This window comes from Streptomyces kebangsaanensis (assembly GCF_001906585.1).
GTDB lineage: Bacteria > Actinomycetota > Actinomycetes > Streptomycetales > Streptomycetaceae > Streptomyces > Streptomyces kebangsaanensis.
Map to the genome: position 1 here is coordinate 1 of NZ_JUJA01000148.1, position 17,080 is coordinate 17,080.

14 protein-coding genes and 2 pseudogenes are annotated in these 17,080 nt (G+C 71.7%); 3 read left to right on the forward strand and 13 right to left on the reverse strand.

What is annotated here, in order from left to right:
* Positions 1-971, forward strand: a pseudogene (locus tag RH94_RS23825) (IS200/IS605 family accessory protein TnpB-related protein); the annotation flags it as partial.
* Positions 972-1,226: 255 nt separating this feature from the next.
* Here the strand turns inward: RH94_RS23825 and RH94_RS23830 are convergent.
* Positions 1,227-1,748, reverse strand: coding sequence for a MarR family winged helix-turn-helix transcriptional regulator (locus RH94_RS23830; protein WP_073949789.1), 522 nt, complete (start codon positions 1,746-1,748; stop codon positions 1,227-1,229).
* A gap of 58 nt (positions 1,749-1,806) precedes the next feature.
* Here RH94_RS23830 and RH94_RS23835 point away from each other — a divergent pair, with 58 nt between their 5' ends.
* Entirely contained in the window at positions 1,807-2,373 is a 567-nt protein-coding gene (locus RH94_RS23835; RefSeq protein ID WP_073949791.1) for a hypothetical protein, read from the forward strand.
* Positions 2,374-2,547: 174 nt separating this feature from the next.
* Here RH94_RS23835 and RH94_RS23840 read toward each other — a convergent pair whose 3' ends face one another.
* From RH94_RS23840 to RH94_RS23850, 3 genes are all read right to left on the reverse strand, one after another.
* The gene (locus tag RH94_RS23840; RefSeq protein WP_073949793.1) at positions 2,548-3,429 is read right to left on the reverse strand and encodes a glycosyltransferase family 2 protein; all 882 of its coding nucleotides are present in this window, start codon (positions 3,427-3,429) and stop codon (positions 2,548-2,550) included.
* A gap of 178 nt (positions 3,430-3,607) precedes the next feature.
* Positions 3,608-5,077, reverse strand: coding sequence for a sensor histidine kinase (locus tag RH94_RS23845; protein WP_073949795.1), 1,470 nt, complete (start codon positions 5,075-5,077; stop codon positions 3,608-3,610).
* Positions 5,070-5,756, reverse strand: a complete 687-nt coding sequence (locus tag RH94_RS23850) for a response regulator (protein ID WP_073949797.1) — start codon at positions 5,754-5,756, stop codon at positions 5,070-5,072. The genes RH94_RS23845 and RH94_RS23850 overlap by 8 nt, the downstream gene beginning before the upstream one ends.
* A gap of 147 nt (positions 5,757-5,903) precedes the next feature.
* Between RH94_RS23850 and RH94_RS23855 the strand changes: the two genes are divergently transcribed.
* On the forward strand, positions 5,904-6,599 hold the full coding sequence (locus tag RH94_RS23855; RefSeq protein ID WP_073949799.1) for a PepSY domain-containing protein: 696 nt from the start codon (positions 5,904-5,906) through the stop codon (positions 6,597-6,599).
* Positions 6,600-6,671: 72 nt separating this feature from the next.
* On the opposite strand, the gene RH94_RS23860 is transcribed toward RH94_RS23855, so the two are convergent.
* The 9 genes and pseudogenes from RH94_RS23860 to RH94_RS44360 form a co-directional block, all read right to left on the reverse strand.
* Positions 6,672-7,376, reverse strand: coding sequence for an ABC transporter ATP-binding protein (locus RH94_RS23860; protein WP_073949801.1), 705 nt, complete (start codon positions 7,374-7,376; stop codon positions 6,672-6,674).
* Entirely contained in the window at positions 7,369-8,382 is a 1,014-nt protein-coding gene (locus tag RH94_RS23865) for an ABC transporter ATP-binding protein (protein WP_073949803.1), read from the reverse strand. Before RH94_RS23865 ends, RH94_RS23860 begins: the two co-directional genes overlap by 8 nt.
* Positions 8,379-9,266, reverse strand: coding sequence for an ABC transporter permease (locus RH94_RS23870; protein WP_073949805.1), 888 nt, complete (start codon positions 9,264-9,266; stop codon positions 8,379-8,381). Before RH94_RS23870 ends, RH94_RS23865 begins: the two co-directional genes overlap by 4 nt.
* Positions 9,256-10,224, reverse strand: a complete 969-nt coding sequence (locus tag RH94_RS23875) for an ABC transporter permease (RefSeq protein ID WP_073949855.1) — start codon at positions 10,222-10,224, stop codon at positions 9,256-9,258. Before RH94_RS23875 ends, RH94_RS23870 begins: the two co-directional genes overlap by 11 nt.
* Before the next feature lie 20 nt (positions 10,225-10,244).
* The gene (locus tag RH94_RS23880) at positions 10,245-11,828 is read right to left on the reverse strand and encodes an ABC transporter substrate-binding protein (RefSeq protein ID WP_073949807.1); all 1,584 of its coding nucleotides are present in this window, start codon (positions 11,826-11,828) and stop codon (positions 10,245-10,247) included.
* A gap of 296 nt (positions 11,829-12,124) precedes the next feature.
* The gene (locus tag RH94_RS23885) at positions 12,125-13,387 is read right to left on the reverse strand and encodes a MalY/PatB family protein (protein ID WP_073949809.1); all 1,263 of its coding nucleotides are present in this window, start codon (positions 13,385-13,387) and stop codon (positions 12,125-12,127) included.
* A gap of 569 nt (positions 13,388-13,956) precedes the next feature.
* On the reverse strand, positions 13,957-14,574 hold the full coding sequence (locus tag RH94_RS23890) for a TOPRIM nucleotidyl transferase/hydrolase domain-containing protein (RefSeq protein ID WP_073949811.1): 618 nt from the start codon (positions 14,572-14,574) through the stop codon (positions 13,957-13,959).
* Positions 14,575-15,162: 588 nt separating this feature from the next.
* Positions 15,163-16,686, reverse strand: coding sequence for an acetaldehyde dehydrogenase ExaC (exaC, locus tag RH94_RS23895; protein WP_073949813.1), 1,524 nt, complete (start codon positions 16,684-16,686; stop codon positions 15,163-15,165).
* Between the two features lie 142 nt (positions 16,687-16,828).
* Positions 16,829-17,080 (reverse strand): annotated as a pseudogene (locus RH94_RS44360) (transcriptional regulator); the annotation flags it as partial.

Sequence of the window (17,080 nt, forward strand, 5' to 3'; positions counted from 1 at the left end):
GCAACGAGACCATCCGCATCACCCCCGGCGGTGAGGTGAGCATCAAACTTCCGGCGCCGCTGGCCTACCTGGCCAACGCGCCCCACGGCCGGTACGTGCTCGCCGGCCAGGTCCGCTTCCACCACCGGAGCGAGCAGTGGGCCGACCGTGTCGCCGCCGACCGCGCGGTGGCCTACCGCATCCATTACGACACAGACCGCAACTGCTGGTATGTGACCGCCTCCTGGCAGATCCCACCGGTGCAAGTCGTGCCGCTGGAGGCGGCTCGTGCGGGCGGGCTGGCCGGGGGGGACCTGAACGCCGACCACCTGGCCGTCTGGCGCCTGGACCAGCACGGCAACCCCGTCGGCGCGCCCCGCCGCTTCGACTACACCCTCACCGGCAGCGCACAGCACCGCGACGCGCAGGTCCGCCACGCCCTGATTCGCCTGCTGCACTGGGCCACACGGCATGGCCTGGCCCTGGCGATCGAGGACCTGGACTTCGCCGCGGACAAGACCCGGGAGAAGCACGGCCGCCGCACGCGGTTCCGCAAGCTCATCAGCGGCCTGCCCACCGCCGGGCTGCGGGCGAGGCTGGTGTCGATGGCCGCCGAGCGGGGCGTTCCCGTTGTCGCGGTCGACCCGGCCTACACCAGCCGCTGGGGCGCCCAGCACTGGCAGAAACCCCTCACCAGCAAGAACAGGAAGGCTACGCGGCATGACGCTGCCGCCGTGGCGATCGGACGACGCGCCCTGGGACACCCGATCCGGCGACGGACGGCACCGCCCCCACACGACCGGAGTGATCGTGTGGGGCATCGGACCGCCCAGGCCCGACCGGGCAGCCCGGGGCGTGAGGGACCCCGCCCCCGCCTTCCCGGACCACGGACACGATCCGTGCCGCCCGGACGCGGAGCGAAAGCGGGCGACCTGGGGGTACCCCCGGCGAAGCTGGGGGAGTGCCCACAACCGTTCGGGGCACACGGCTGAGCACAAGTCCTGGCACCAGGATTCACTCCCGCTCAGTTTCTAGGAACGGTCAGGGGCGTGCGCGACTCCGAGAGCGGCAGGGAGGTCCAGGTGGGGCCTCGGCCCGAGGCAGCCGACACCCACCGGCCGCCGGCCGGAGACCGGGCCCATGTCCACATCGGGGGACAGGTGAAATGATCATCCGGCCGCCTCTCGGCAGGCCCGGGCGAGTCGGCCGGGTCCGGCGTGGTGGGCGAGTCGGCCGCGGCGGAGGTGTCACGGCGCCGCCGCCCCGCCGGTCGCGGGGGGTGTCGGGGCCGGCGCAGGGTTGCCGGCGGTCTCCGTGAGGGCCGCCGTGGACCGGCGGAGGACGTCGATGGTGCCGGTGACCCAGCGGGTGACCGCACGGCGCTCGGCCTCGTCCATGCCGTCCACGAGGGCCTCCATCGCCTCGGCCATGGGGGTGAGGACTCCGGCCATGCGCTGCCGGCGCAGCGGGGTCGCGTGCAGGGTGAACCTGCGTCGGTCCGAGCTGTCGCGGTGGCGCTCCGCGTAGCCCAGGTCGACCAGTTTGTTGACCACCTTGGTGATGGCGGGGTGGCTCAGCCCGGTGTACGTGACCAACTCGCTCGGGCCGATGCCGGGATCCCGGGCGATGAGGGAGAGGAGCTTGTGCTCGGTGGCGTTGAGCCCCAGACGGGAGGCGACGGCCTCGTGGAACAGCACCACTCGCAGGCTCAACTCCTGCCCGAGTGCGATTCCGTCGGGATGGGGAGTGGACTCCCGCACTGATCTCATACGGCGATCCTAGCCAAAGTGTTTCACCGTGGTGAAACACCTCGACTAGGCTCCTTCCATGACCAACACTCCCACCACCCCGACCGCGGCCAGTCACGCGTTACCGGCCCCCGGTGTTCTGGCACGCACATACGCCCTGGCTCTCGTGGTCTACACGCCGCTCCTCGCCCTCCTGCTCGTCCCCCGGCTCATGCGCAGCAGAGCCGGTTCCGAGGCGATGCTCGCGGTCGGCTCGGTCCTGCTGCTGACGCTGGTCGTGGGGGCGGTGGTGATCGCTCCCGAGGTGAGTGCCAAGGCTGCGCCGCGGGGCGACCTGTGGAGCTTCGGCCGGGCACGCGCACGCGTCCGTACCCTGATCCGTACCCGCCGCCGTACCTATTTCCTGTGTCTGGGCGAGTTCGTCGTCCTGTACCTCGCCGCGCAGGGTGCGGGGGGAATCCTCGCGTGGATGATGCCGTACGTCTGGGAGAACCCGGCCCACGAAACCGACCCGACGCAGAGCCTCTGGATCCTCGACTACCCGAACTACGCGGCTCAGGCCATCACCATCTACCTGGTCACCTGCTCCGCCCTCACCTGGTACGCCACCCGCCTGCGCGCCCTGTCGCTCTCCCTCTCCGAGTGACCGGCAGCAGAAAGGCCCTCCACGGAGGGGGCTCTCAGTGGCGCGAACCCGCGGCAAGCGCAATCGCACTGTCATGAGTGGGGGAGTGTACGAGGTCCGGCCCGGCCGGAGCGGAGCCGCACTTCCGGACCCGCGCACCGCTCGGTGTGCGTGGCTCGCACCGTCGGGGGACGGTCAGATGACGGGGGGCCTGCCGGCGGTCGTCAGGCGCGACACCGTGCGCCAGTCCATGGGGCGACGCCGCTGACGGTGTCGGCCGGCCCATCCTTCGCGCAGACCTTTGAGCGATTCGCGGCCTCCGCCATGCCATGAGCGGAGGGCGGTGGCCACGATCCAGAAGCCGAGATAGAGGGGGATCAACGGGCGGGGCAGATTGCGGTACGCGACCCACACCCGATTCCTGGCTGCCAGGCGGTAAAAGCGGGCATGACGAGCTGGAGTGGTGACTGGATGATGCATTCGGACTCCAGCGGCGTACCATCCGGTGCGCCCAAGTGACCAGAACTTCCATGCCAGGTCAATTCCTTCGTGGTAAAGGAAGAAATCGCCGGCCCAGCCGCCCACCGCATCGAATTCCTTCCGCCGGACCATGACGACGCCCTCGGTCATCGTCGTGACGGTTCCCGGCTTCGCCGGGTCGGATGCGCGCAGGCGCGGTACCCAGCGGCGGGGCGTCGTTTCGTCGTCCGGTCCGGTCAGGCGGGGTTGGATGTAGGCGGCTTCCGGATGCGCGCGAGCCTCGGTGACAAGCCGGAGGAGAACGTCGTCGGTGGGGAAGACCGCGTCGTTGTCGAGGAAGAAGATGAACTCCGAGGGCTTGCCCGACTCCTTGAAAAGTCGCGCTCCGGCGTTGCGGCCCCCGGGGATCCCGAGGTTTTCAGGAAGGCTGACGCTCAGCGCACTCTCGGGAACGATGTCGGGGACGCAGCCGTTTCCGACCACGCCGATGGTGATGTCCACGCCTTTTTGAGCCAAAAGGGAATCGAGGGCCTTGGTCTCTTCCCCGGGACGGTCGTTCATGGTGAGGACGACGACGTCCACGCTGGGCTCGCGCATAGCGCTCCTTCGGACAGGGGGCAGCGAGGCGGATGGCCAGAGATCTTATACGTCGGAGTGCCGGCCGAGAGATCGATCGGCGATTTGGCCAAGCGATTCAGGTGACGGCGCGAGGGTGGAGCAGGACGAGAGCCACCTCTCGTGTGATGCGGGTCGCGTCGATTCCTCGCCTCGGCCGTCAACGTGCGCGCACCAGCCTGACCTGGAAGACCGCACCGCCGTCGGGTGCGTCGGTGAGGGTGAGCGTCCCGCCGTGGTGCTGGACGACGTCACGTGCGATGGCCAGGCCGAGGCCGGCGCCGCCCTCGTCGCGGCCGCGGGCCTCGTCGAGGCGGACGAAGCGTTCGAAGACGCGCTCGCGGTCGGCCGGGGCGACGCCGTGACCGTCGTCGGCGACGCTCAGGAGGACGGCGTCCCCCACCGCGCCCACGGTCACAGTGACCGCGGAGGCGGCGTGACGCTGGGCGTTGTCGAGCAGGTTGCCGAGCACACGGGAGAGCTGGGTCCGGCTGCCCTTGACCTCGGGCGCGGAGTCGTCGACGGTGACGGCCGGGGTGACGCGGTCGGTCGATGCCCGCTGGGCCACCTCCTCCCGCACCAGCGCGGCGAGATCCACCAGGGCGCCGGCCGGGCGTTCCCCGGCGTCGAGGCGGGCGAGCAGCAGCAGGTCGGCGGCCAGGTGCTGGAGACGTACGACGTCGTGGAGCAGGTCGGCCGTGTCCAGCAGCTCACGATGCTGGTCGGCGACTTCCAGCTGGGTGCGCAAGGAGGCGATGGGGCTGCGCAGTTCATGGGAGGCGTCGGCGACGAAACGGTGCTGACGCTCCACCGACCGCTCCAGCGCGGCGAGGGTGGCGTTGGTGGTGCGGGCGAGCCGGGCGATCTCGTCGTGGGAGGCGGGCTCGGGCACCCGACGGGCCAGGTCACCGCTGTGGGTGATCTCGGCCATCTCCACGCGGATGCTCTCGACCGGCCGCAGCGCCCTGCGGGTGACGAGCCAGGTCACCGCCGCGACGACGGCGAGCAGGAACGGCAGGCCGATCAGCATCGACCGAGTGACCTGGCCGAGGGTGGCCTGTGAGCCCTCCAGCGAGGTGCCGGCGTAGACGGTGTAGCCGTGGCCGTCGTACGTGGTCCCCTGGACGGCGGCGAAGGCGTAGTCATGGGTGTCGCCAGCCAGCTCCACGGCGACGGTCCTGCGGTCCACGTCCGTGCCGGCCTTGCCCCTGGCCGGAGCGGTGTCATGGTCGTCGTCGTCATCGCCGTCATCGCCGTCATCGTCGTCTTCGCGGACGGAGGGATGGCCGGGCGCGGTGCTCCCGGGAACCCGGGCGGGGGCGTAGTCCGCGAGGAGGCCGCGTCCGTGCAGGTCTTCCCCGGCGGCCAGGACCCTGCCGGAGGAGTCGGCGACCTGGACGAGGCGGCCGTCGTCGTCGGGCAGGTCCAGCGAGCCGAAGTTCCCGTTCAGCGCGGTCCGGGAACCCGCCACCCTACGGGCGGTGACCTCGGACTCCAGGCTCGCCCGGTCGGCGAGGTTGTGGCGCAGCACGGCGACGACGGCGATACCCGCGGCGACCAGGGCGACGGACACCACCAGTGTGGCGGCGAGCGCCGCGCGGGCCCGTACCGAGGCGAAGGCACTAGGCATCACGGTCGCCGTCGGCCTCCAGCCGGTATCCGGCCCCGCGCACGGTCGTGATCGAGCGGCGTCCGAACGGCACGTCGATCTTGCGGCGCAGCGCGCTGATGTAGACCTCGACGATATTGGGATCGCGGCTGTGGGCGAAGTCCCAGACGTGCTCGAGGATGTCCGTCTTGGACACGACCTGCCCGGCGCGCAGGGTGAGGTGTTCCAGAACCGCGAACTCCTTCGTGGTCAGCGTGATGTTCCTTCCGGACCGCTCCACCCGCTTGGCACCCGGGTCGACGGTCAGGTCACCGATCCGCAGCAGCGGGCCGACCGCGCGGGTACGCCGACGGAGCAGGGCCCGGATGCGGGCCTGGAGCACCACGTAGGAGAACGGCTTGGTCAGGTAGTCGTCCGCCCCGGTGTCCAGGCCCTCGGCCTCGTCGTACTCTCCGTCCTTGGCGGTGAGCATCAGGATCGGAGTATCGTTCCCGGCCGCCCGCAGCTGGGCGCAGATCCGGTAGCCGTTCAGCCCGGGCAGCATGATGTCCAGCACGATCAGGTCGTACTCCCGCTCCTGCGCCCTGTGCAGCCCGGTGACGCCGTCGTGGGCCAGGTCCACGACGAAGCCCTCGGCGGCCAGGCCGCGAGCGAGGGCGGTGGCGAGGCGTTTCTCGTCCTCCACGATCAGCAGACGCATGTCCTCAGGGTCTCAGAGCCTTCCTGAAGCGATCTTCAGGCTGCTTCAGCGGGGCTTCAGGATCCTTGGGCACGGTGGTCCGTGTCAGGCCGACACGTCGGCATCCCCGCGGCCCGGTCCGCGACCGGAGGAAAGGACCACCTCAGGATGAAGGCCCTCCAGCACACCCCGGCCGGTCGTCGCCGCACTGTCGCCGCCGTGCTCGCGGCCACCGTCGTACTCGGCGGGGCGGGCGCCGTATCCGCTGTCGCCTTCACCGGCGACGACCGCGACAGCACGCGGGCGGCTGCGGGCACCACGGCCGGCACGCACGACGACCGTGTCGATCACGGCCGTACCGGCGGCCACGACGACTCCGGCGGTGGTGCGGTCGCCCCGGGCGTCAGGGTCGGCCTGAAGCAGGCCGCCGACGCGGCCACCCGGTCCGTCGCGGGCACCGTCACCGAAGTCGAGCCGGCCGGATGGTGGGGCAAGGCCGTCTGGGAGGTCGACGTCGTCGACGCCAAGGGCACCGAGCACGAGGTCACGGTGAACGCGACCGACGGCAAGGCCACCGTCGGCAGGGCCGATCGTGACGAGGACGGGGACGACCACGGCGACGTCGCGCTCGCCAAGTCCGCCAGGATCGGTCCGGGCCAGGCCGTGGACACGGCCCTCGGCGAGGTCCCGGGCTCCGCGACCTCGGCCGAGCTCGGACACGATCACGGCAGGAGGGCCGTCTGGCGGATCGACGTCACCGACGACCGGGGCGCCGAACACGAGGTCACCGTCGACGCGCACACCGGCGAGGTCACCGCCACGCGCTCCGACGGGGACGCGGACGACGACCGCGAAGTCGACTGACGCGCCGCACACGGAAGGCGGACGGAACGGCGGGGGCCGCCGGTGCACCGCCGCTCGGCTGCTCGACCGGAATCAGCGTGCGGCACGCTGGACACGGTCTCCGGTCAGTGCGCTCGGGCCGGTACCGGTCAGGGTGTCCCAGTGGACGGTGCGGTCGCACCAGCGGTGCAGGAGCGTACGGTCGTGGCCGACGGCGAGCAGTCCCGCGCCCGTGGCGGCACGGTAGTCCTCGACGACCGCGACCAGGGCGGCCGTCGTGGAGGCGTCGAGCATCGCGGTCATCTCGTCGCAGATCAGCCAGCGAGGGCGCAGGACGAGGGCACGGGCCAGGCAGGCGCGTTGGAGCTGGCCGTCGCTGACCTCGTGGGGGCGTCTGCCGAGCAGATCGGGGGTCAGGCCGACCGTCCGGGCCAGCTCGGTGACCCGCTCCCGCACCTCGTCGCGCCGGCCGGTGGCGCGCAGGGGTTCGGCGATCAGGTCGGTGAGCGCGAGGCGGGGGTCCGCGGCGAGGCGGGGCTGCTGGAAGACCACGCCGAGGGCGGTGCGCAGCGGGCGCGGGGCACGGTGGCGCCACCGCCGTACGGGCTCGCCGTCCAGCAGCAGGGTGCCGGAGTCGGGGCGGTGCAGCAGGGCCGCGACCCGGGCGAGAGTGGACTTGCCGCAGCCACTGGGGCCGAGCAGGCCGACCGCCTCACCGGGCGCGACGGCCAGTGAGACGTCCCGTACCACCGGATTCCGCCGGTCGTAGCCCGCGGTGACGGCGCGTAGTTCAAGCACGGACGTCCTCCGATGTGCCCTGGCGTGCTTCCTCACCGGTGCCCGGGACAGGGTGGTGGCAGGCGACCCCGTCGGCTGCCGGCGGCAGCACGGCGCAGGTGTCGTCGGCCCGGTCGCAGCGGGCGGCGAAGGCGCAGCCGTCGGGGAGGTCACCGAGTTCGGGCGGCAGGCCGGGGATGGGGATGAAGGCCCGGTCGGGGAGGGCCTGGAGCAGACCGCGGCTGTAGGGATGGCGGGGGCCGGGGGAGCCGAAGAACGCCTCCGCGTCGGCCAGTTCGACGATCCGGCCCGCGTACATGACGGCGATCCGGTCGGCGATGCGCTCGGCCGCCGCCAGGTCGTGCGTGATCATGAGCAGGGCGCGCTCCGCGGTGCCCGGCCCGCCCGGGTGGTCGATGTGGCGTCGCAGTTCGTCGACCGTGTGGTCCACCAGGTCACGGTCGAGTCCGGTGGTCGGTTCGTCGGCGAGCAGCAGTGGCGCGTCACCGACGAGGGCCAGTGCGGTGGCGGCGCGCTGGGCCAGGCCGCCGGACAGCTCGTGCGGGTGGCGGTCCAGGTGGTCCGGGGGGAACGCGGCCCGTGCGGCGGCCGCCCGCGCGGCGGAACGCACGCCCGCGCGCCCGCGGACGCCGGTCAGTGCGGCGACCGTCTCCTCCAGTTGGGAGCGGACGGTGCGCACGGGGGTGAGGTGGGCGGCCGGGCTCTGCGGTACGAGACCGACCAGCCGGCCCCGTACCGTCCGGGCGAGGGTCCGCTCGTCGGCCGAGAGCAGGTCGAGGCCGCCCAGCACCGCCTCCCCGGCGGTCTCGGCGTTGCCGGGAAGCAGGCCGAGCAGCGCGGAGGCGAGGACGGACTTGCCGCAGCCGCTCTCACCGATCAGGGCCAGGCACTCGCCGGCCGCGACGTCGAAGTGCGCGTCGGTGACGGCGGCGACACGGCGTCCGCCGGGCATGAGGAAGCGCACCGACAGACCGCGTACCGACAGCACGGGCGATCGCTCGGTCACAGCATCAGCTCCGATCGGCGACGGGGGTTGATCCGCTCCCGCCAGGCTCCGGCGAGTCCGGCGATGGCGAGGGTCGGGACGATGACGAACAGGCCGGGGAAGAGGGTCGGCCACCACTGTCCGGCCAGCAGCGAGCCCCGCGCTCCCTGGATGAGGGTGCCCAGGCTCGCCGTGTGCGTGGGCAGCCCGAGCCCGAGGAAGGACAGCGCCGACTCGTGCCACATGGCGTGCGGAACCATCAGCACGGCGGCGAGCGCGGCCTGGGGCAGGACGGCGGGCAGCAGGTGCCGTACGGCCACCCGCCACCTGGACGCGCCGCCGGAGACGGCGGCGTCGATGTACGGGCGCGAGCGCAGGGAGAGGACTTCGGCGCGGACGATCCGGGCGGTCGACAGCCAGTGGGTGAGCGCGACCGAGACGATCACCGGCCAGACGCCCGGCCGGAACATGGCGACGACGAAGATGCCCAGCAGCAGGTGGGGCACGGAGGAGACCGTGTCCACGAGCCGCATGATCCCGCGGTCGATCCAGCCGCCCAGGGCGCCGGCGGTGGCCCCGACGGCGGTACCGACGACGGTGGCCGTCACCGCCGCCGCCGCTCCGACGAGCAGGGAGACGCGCAGTCCGTAGACGCAGCGCAGCAGCAAATCCCGGCCGAGGTCGTCGGTGCCGAAGGGGTGGGACCGGCTCGGCGGCAGCAGTTTGGCGGCCAGGTCGACGGCCTGCTGGTCGAGTCGGACCAGCGGTGGCACGAGAAGGACGGCGAGGACGGTCGCGGCGACCAGCACGGCGGAGGTGCGCACCCGCAGCGTCCGGGTGGAGCGGCCCTTCGTGCCGTACGACCGCCACACGGTTTCCTGGGCGGCGGGGGCGTCACATGTCACTGAACTTCACCCTCGGGTCGAACAGTCCGTAGAGCAGGTCCGCGAGCAGGTTGCCGACGAGGACGGCGGCCGTGGCCAGCGTGGTCAGCGCGGCGAGCAGCGGGAAGTCGACCGCGGTGGCCGCCTCCACGGTGGCCGCGGCGATGCCCGGCCAGCTGAAGACGCTCTCCACCAGCAGGGCGCCGGTGATGAGTTCGGGCACGCGGGAGCCGACCAGGGTGAGGACCGGCAGCAGGCCGGAGCGCAGTGCGTGACCGAGCAGAACGGCGCGTTCGCTCAGCCCGCGGGCCCGGGCACCGCGTACGGGGTCCTCCGCCAGCGCGTCGCCGACGCCTTGGCGCACGTAGAGGGTGAACCACGGCAGTTGGGAGACGGCGAGGACCCCGGCCGGCAGCACGAGGTGGCTCGCGACCTGCCCTGCCGTGACCCGTTCGCTGGCGGTGTCGGTGAGGCCGCCGGCCGGGAGCACGCCCATCCGGAGGGAGAACAGCCAGATCGCGAGCAGGGCGAGCCAGAAGACCGGCGCCGCCTCCAAGGAGTAGGCGAGCGAGGTGACGGCCCGGTCGAGCACGGACCCCGGGCGGCGGGCGGCGAGGACGCCGAGTACGGTGCCGGCCGGCACGGCCGCCGCGAAGGCGACCGTGCACAGCAGGGCGGACCAGACGAGACGCTCACCGACGACCTGGGCGACGGGCTGCCGCATCACACTGGACTCGCCGAAGTCGCCGGAGAGGGCGGAGGTCAGCCAGTGCCACCAGCGTGCGGTGAACGGCTGGTCCACCCCCAGATTGGCGCGCAGCCGGTCCAGGGTCTGCTCGTCGGCGCCGAGGGCCGCCGCACCCGCGTACGCCTTGACCGGGTCGAAGGGGGAGGCGGCGGCGATCGCGAACACGCCGAAGGTGACGACGAGGAGGACGGGGACGGCGAACAGCAGCCGCCGTCCCGCCAGACGCGCCATCGCCCCCCAGAGCGGGGAGGTCACTTCTTCGGCCGCCAGTCCTGGAGGTTCCACCACGGGCCGCTGGCGAAGCCGTGCTCGTGCGGCTCGACCTGCGTGGTCAGGCCCTCCCAGCGGTCGGCCAGCACGTAGACGTGGTCGATGTGCGTGAGGAAGGTGTAACCGGGGTCCTTCACGAGCTCGCGCTGCAGCGCTTCGTACGCGGCCTCGCGCGTCTCGGTGTTCTGGCTGCGGCGCCCGGTGTCGAGGGCCTTGTCCACGGCCGGGTTGTCGTAGCGCCCCATGTTGTTGAAGCCGTCGCCGGCGAGGGAGGAGTGCAGCAGGGTGTACAGGCCGAAGTCGGGGTCCCCGCTGCTGCCGAATCCGGCGAGGACGGCGTCGTTCCCCATACGAGGCTCGATCACCTCCCAGGTGGCGCTCTCCACCTTCACCTCGATGCCCGCCTTCTTCGCGTCGGAGGCGTAGGCGAGGGCGTGGTCCTGCCGGACCTTGTCACCGGAGGGGTAGAAGAGGGTGAACGAGGCCCGCAGCCCGTCCTTGGCACGGACACCGTCGCCGCCGGCCTTCCAGCCCGCCCGGTCCAGCATCCGCTTGGCCTTCGCCAGGTCCTGAGGCCGCTCGACGCCCTCGGCGAACCAGGGATCGTCGATCGGCAGCGGCCCGTAGGCCGGGCGCCCCGCCCCGTCGAGGATCTTGTCGACCATGGCCTCGCGGTCCACGGCGGCGTCCAGGGCCTGGCGGATCGTCCGGTCGCCGGTGACCCTGTTCTCCTGGGGAAGGGTGACGGCCCGGAAGTCGTAGGACTTCGCGTCGTAGGCCGTCCTCGCCCCGTCGCCCCTGAACGTGGCGGCCAGGTTGGGCGGGAGGACCGCGCCGTCGAGGTCGCCCGAGCGCAACCGGGTGGCGCGCACGTCGTCGTCCTTGACGATCGCCATCGTCACCTTCTTCACCTTCGGCACGCCGCCCCAGTAGCCGGGGTTGGCCTTGAAGACGAGCTTCTCGCCCTTGCTCCAGCCGGTGAGGACGTACGGCCCGGTGCCGACCGGCTCGGTGTTGAAGGAACCGGTGTTGGGGTCCTGTCCACCGGCGATGTGCTCGGGGACGATGGGCAGGACGGTGCGCCCGGCGAACGGCGCGTAGGGGTACTTGAGCGTGAAGACGACCTTGTCGTCGCCGTCCGCCCGCACCTCCTTGATGGAGTCCAGTTCGCTCCGGGAGGTGTTGTTGGTCTTCCCGTCGAGGATCGTCCGGTAGGTGAAGACCACATCGGCGGAGGTCAGCGGTTCGCCGTCGCTGAACTTCACGCCGTCGCGCAGGGTGTAGGTGTAGGTGAGCCCGCCGTTGCCGACCTGGGGCAGTGAACTGGCCAGCGCCGGCCTCAGCTTCATGCCGGCGTCCCGGGCGAGCAGACCGTCGAAGATCTTGGAGTTCCCGTCCTTGCCGTAGCCGAGAAGAGGGCTGAGGGTGTCGGGTTCGGAGGCGATGCCGATCACGACGGAGTCGGCGGCACCCTCGCCGCCCGCACCGCCGCCCGGAGCCGAGCACGCGGCTGCTCCCATGAGTGTCGCCGCCGCTGCGGCTGCCCGTATCCGTCGGACGGTCATGAACCCTCACATCCTTGCTGCCACCCAAATGCTTTTGCATATTAGTTGCAGGAGAAGGCTCGGGTCGCCCCGGGGTCCGTCGCGACGCCGATGGATGCTCACGGCTCGGGTCCGGCCGAGGGCTTCAGGCCGCGGTCGGGGGTGACCCACAGGCGTTCGGTGGGGACGGCCTTGAGGCCGGGCGGAGCGGGACGGCGGCAGGCCCGGGGCGGACTTCTCGACTGCCCCGAGCCTGCCGAACCTGATGCGTCAGACCGTTGAGGAAGGCCGGAACGCCGGTCCCGACCCGGACGTCGTCAAGGACGGCGCGCTCGCCTGAAATCGTCGAGCGCGCGTCCCATGCGCGCGAGTGCTTCACACAGGATCGCCGGTGAGGTCGCGAAGTTGAGGCGTACGCACCCCGCGCCACCGGTGCCGAAGACGTGCCCGGAGCTGAGGGCGACGCGGGCTTCGTCGAGGAACATCCTCGCCGGTCCGGCGACGTCGCTCACGACACCCGGGCCGCCGGACGGGCGGTCGTCGTGCAGCCTCAGCCCAGTACAGTCCAGCCAGGCGAGGTAGGTGCCCTGGGGCGGGACGTACCCGACGCCAGGGAGGTGTTCGTCCACCAGCCTGCCCAGCAGGCTCCGGTTGCCGTCGAGCCCGAGCAGGAGTTCGTCGAGCCAGTCGGCGGCGTCGCGGAACGCTGCCGTGTGGGCGAGGACGCCCAGGTGGCTGGGGCCGTGTCCGACTTCTTCGGGCATACGCCGGAGGTCGTCCGCGGCCTCGGTGCCGGCGATGGCGACGGCGGCCTTGAGACCGGCCAGGTTCCATGCCTTGGAGGCGGAGGTCAGGGCGAAACCGTTCTCGGAGCCGGGAACGCCGAGAAAGGGGGTGAAGACGGCTCCGGGCAGCACCAGCGGGGCGTGGATCTCGTCGGAGACCACCCGGACACCGTGTCTGCGGGCGAGCGCGGCGATCGCTTCGAGTTCCGCGCGCGTATGGACGACACCGGTCGGATTGTGCGGATTGCTCATCAGGAAGGCCGCGCGGCGGCCGCGGTGCCGTGCGCGTATGAACGCGTCTTCGAGACTGCCGAGGTCGACCCGCAGGCCGGGGCCGAGACAGGCCTCGACGACGTCCCGGCCGTCGTGCGCGATGAACGCGTAGAACGGGGGGTAGACGGGTGGGCAGACGACGACCGCGTCGCCGGGGCCGGTGACGAGGCGGAGGATTTCGACGATGCCCAGCATGACGTCGGGCACGATCGCCGTGTTCTCCACGCGCAGGTCGTCCCACCGCCATCGCGCGGCGGCGAACGCGGCGACGGCTTCGGCATAGGCGGTGCCGTAGGGGTATCCGGTGTCTCCCAGCTCGACGGCCCGGTGCAGGGCGTCGGCGACGGCGGGTGCCAGGGGGACGTCCATCTCCGCCACCCAGAGCGGGAGGACGTCCTCGGGATACGCACGCCACTTCATGCTGGTGCGCCGGCGCAACTGTTCCAGGGGCAGCTGGACGAGCGGATCGGTTCGGCCGTCGTCCCCGGGTCCGGAGGCTGCCTGGTTCGTGGACTCGCTCATGCGGTGCTCCCCCTGCCCGGCCGGACCGGGCTGTGCGGTGGCGGTGTCGTGGTCTTGCCGGACGGTGCTGAGGCTTGCCTCCAGGGTGACCGGAGAGGGGCGTGGCGCGTGCTCCGACGGCTCCTTTCCCGGTACGGCCCGCAGAGAACCGACGCGGCGGGGAGGGGACCGTCACGCCGGCCCGTACGCCTGGCGGTCGGGCGGGGCAACAGGCCGGCCCGGCCCCGAGGTCCTGCCCGGGCAGGGCGCCTTTGCCCGGCTTCCTGGACGGTGTGATCGTCCGGCCCGGGTGATCACGCTGCGGGCCGGGGTGGCCGCCGTTGGCCCGTGACTGGTCCGGATCTCGGACTGGGAGGGCTGGTGCGGGCCGGCCTCTCGCCGAAGGCGAGGCCGGACAGCACGGACAAGGCGTCACATCGGTCCGGTAATCAGCCGGCCCCCATGCGGTACCGCCCGGATCGAGACGTCCGCCATCCCAAAGCGGTTGCCGGCGCACCCGCACTTCCACCTCCACGACCGCCGCGACTGGGATGCGCGTCGTTTCTGCCGGGATCGACGTCGCCCAGCGGTCAGAGGCTGGAGAGCAGGCCGTCGAGTGGGGCTGGGACCCGGTCGGGGTCAAGGGCCTCGACGAGGACGCGGCCGTAGCGGATCTTGCGCCCCTTCTTCGTTCCGAGGAAGCGCCTGAACTGCTGCTCCGGGGCGCGTCCCTGCTGGGCGGGCTGGCGCAGGAAGGTCTGCAGGGCACGCAGGTCGCCTTCCGCCCGGACGAGCTCCTCCACCCGGGTCACGCCCAGCACGCGGATGAGCTCGTCTTCCAGATCCGCCGCGCAGACGAAGAAACCCTGCCGTGCCGCACTGGCCCGTTCGAAGCCGCGTGTGTAGTAGGGACGCTCCGCCTCGTCGCACAGTCCCGTGAGGCGGAGGCCCAGGCCGGGTGAACCGAGGAGGCGGGCGTAGCGCCCGACGCTCATCGCACCGCCGATCGGCAGGACGCAGACCCCTTCGGCCGCCAGGTTCCGGCCACGGCTCTCTGCCAGCGCGTTGACCGCCGCGACGTCGCTCGGCCCTTCGAGCAGGACGGCCGCCCGGACGGGCAGCCGCGCGGCCAGCTCGTGCGCGGGGTCGCCGGGGCCACCCGCCGCCCACGAGGCGACCGCGTCCCGGAACGTCCCCATGTCAGCCATGGGACGAGTCTCAGCCCGTTCCGGCCGCAGCGCGAGGGAATTTCCGCGGGCGCGGCGATCGGTGGCAGCAGTCGGCCCCGAAGCTGCCGTCCAAAGGAGACGAGCCCCCCGGCAGAAGCTCTTACCCGATGTCGGACGGGACAGCGGTGCCGTCTGCCCGGCGCAGTCCTCCGGCTGCCGGAACGGCACAGGCAGCGCCGAGGAAGAGCACGCCTGGGACGGCGAGCATGGTCAGCAACAAGAGCGTGGCACCCGGCCCGGCTGCAACACCGCCGTGCAGCTTGAAAGTCCACCCCGTGCTTCACGGAGTGTCACGGACTCCGGTCAAGGCCATTGCCGTACACCCTGTGCGCACCGCAGCAGACGGCGTACCGCGGGGATCACGGATCATCAGCTCCCTACGACATCGCGCCAACAAGGTCAGTAGAGGACACTCCGGCCCGGAGATACCCCGGAACTGCTGGTCGGAGCTGGGGTACCGGCGGGAGGTATCGGGAGTGGGGCGACTTTTCGACTCGCTGCTCACGTGTGCTCCTGAGCGGGGCGCCTGACGGGCATCCGCCCTGCTCAGGCGCCCTTTTTCTGTGCCTAGAAGAAGCCGAGCCTCTTCGGGGAGTACGACACCAGGAGGTTCTTCGTCTGCTGGTAGTGGTCCAGCATCATCCTGTGGGTCTCGCGGCCGATTCCGGACTGCTTGTAGCCCCCGAAGGCGCTGTGCGCCGGGTACTGGTGGTAGCAGTTCGTCCAGACGCGGCCCGCCTGGATCGCGCGGCCGGCGCGGTAGGCGGTGTTCATGTCCCGGGTCCATACGCCGGCGCCGAGGCCGTACAGCGTATCGTTGGCGATCTTGATGGCGTCGTCGAAGTCGTCGAACGACGTCACCGAGACGACCGGGCCGAAGATCTCCTCCTGGAAGATCCGCATCCGGTTGTCGCCCTCGAAGATGGTCGGCTGGACGTAGTAGCCGCCCTTCAACTCGCCTTCGTGCTCGATGCGTTCACCACCGGCCAGGACCCGCGCGCCCTCCTGTCGGCCGATGTCCAGGTAGGAGAGGATCTTCTCCAGCTGGTCGTTGGAGGCCTGGGCGCCGATCATCGTATCGGTGTCCAGGGGGTGGCCGGGCGTGATGAGTTCGGTGCGGGCGACGGCGGCCTGGACGAACTCGGCGTAGTGGCCGCGCTGGATCAGCGCCCGGGACGGGCAGGTGCACACCTCGCCCTGGTTCAGCGCGAACATCGTGAAGCCCTCGAGCGCCTTGTCGCGGAAGTCGTCGTGCGCCGCCGAGACGTCGTCGAAGAAGATGTTCGGCGACTTGCCGCCGAGCTCCAGCGTGACCGGCTTGATGTTCTCCGAGGCGTACTGCATGATCAGCCGCCCCGTCGTGGTCTCGCCCGTGAACGCCACCTTCGCCACCCGCGGGCTGGAGGCGAGCGGCTTGCCCGCCTCCACGCCGAAGCCGTTGACGATGTTCACCACGCCGGGCGGCAGCAGGTCGGCGATCAGGCTCATCCAGTAGTGGATGGAAGCCGGGGTCTGCTCGGCCGGCTTGAGGACGACCGCGTTGCCCGCGGCCAGCGCGGGCGCCAGCTTCCAGGCCGCCATCAGGATCGGGAAGTTCCACGGAATGATCTGCGCGACCACACCGAGAGGCTCGTGGAAGTGGTACGCCACCGTGTCGTCGTCGATCTCGCCGAGCGAACCCTCCTGCGCCCGGATCGCGCCCGCGAAATAGCGGAAGTGGTCGATGGCCAGCGGGATGTCGGCGGCCAGCGTCTCGCGGACCGGCTTGCCGTTCTCCCAGCTCTCGGCGACCGCCAGGGGTTCGAGATACGCCTCCATGCGGTCGGCGATCTTCAACAGGATGCCGGCGCGTTCGCCCACCGACGTCCGGCCCCAGCCCGGGGCGGCCGCGTGCGCCGCGTCCAGCGCCCGCTCGACGTCCTCCGCGGTTCCCCGCGCCACCTCCGTGAAGGGCTGCCCGTTCACCGGCGACGGGTTCTCGAAATACTGCCCGCGGGCCGGTGGCACGTACTCGCCGCCGATGAAGTGGTCGTAGCGCGCCTGGTAGGAGACGATCGCGCCCTCGGTGCCGGGTGCCGCGTAACGGGTCATCCTGGTCTGCCTCCCTCAGCAGCGCTGCCCGCCGTCGGGCAGCTCTCGGCGCGAGGTTAGGGACGCCGACGTTGCAACGACGTTGCGCGACAGGCGCGTCGCCGGGCAGAGCGTGCAGGGCGGGTGCCGGGTCGCCGAGCCGTCAGCGGGGTGCCGCGCGGGGCCATCCGGGCGGCGCCGCCAGTTCCGCCTCGAGCGCGGCGAGCCGGGCCCGGGCCGTCGCGCTGGGCCGTACGGCGACGAGGGCACGCCACGCCTCCAGGTCGTCCTCGCCCCACGAAGCGTGCGTCCAGTCGGCCAGCAGGTCGGGGTCGCGGCGGGTGATCAGCGCGCCGCGCAGCCCGTCGGTGAGGCGCTGCCGCAGCCGCACCACCGCCGGGGCCAGCGAGGCGGG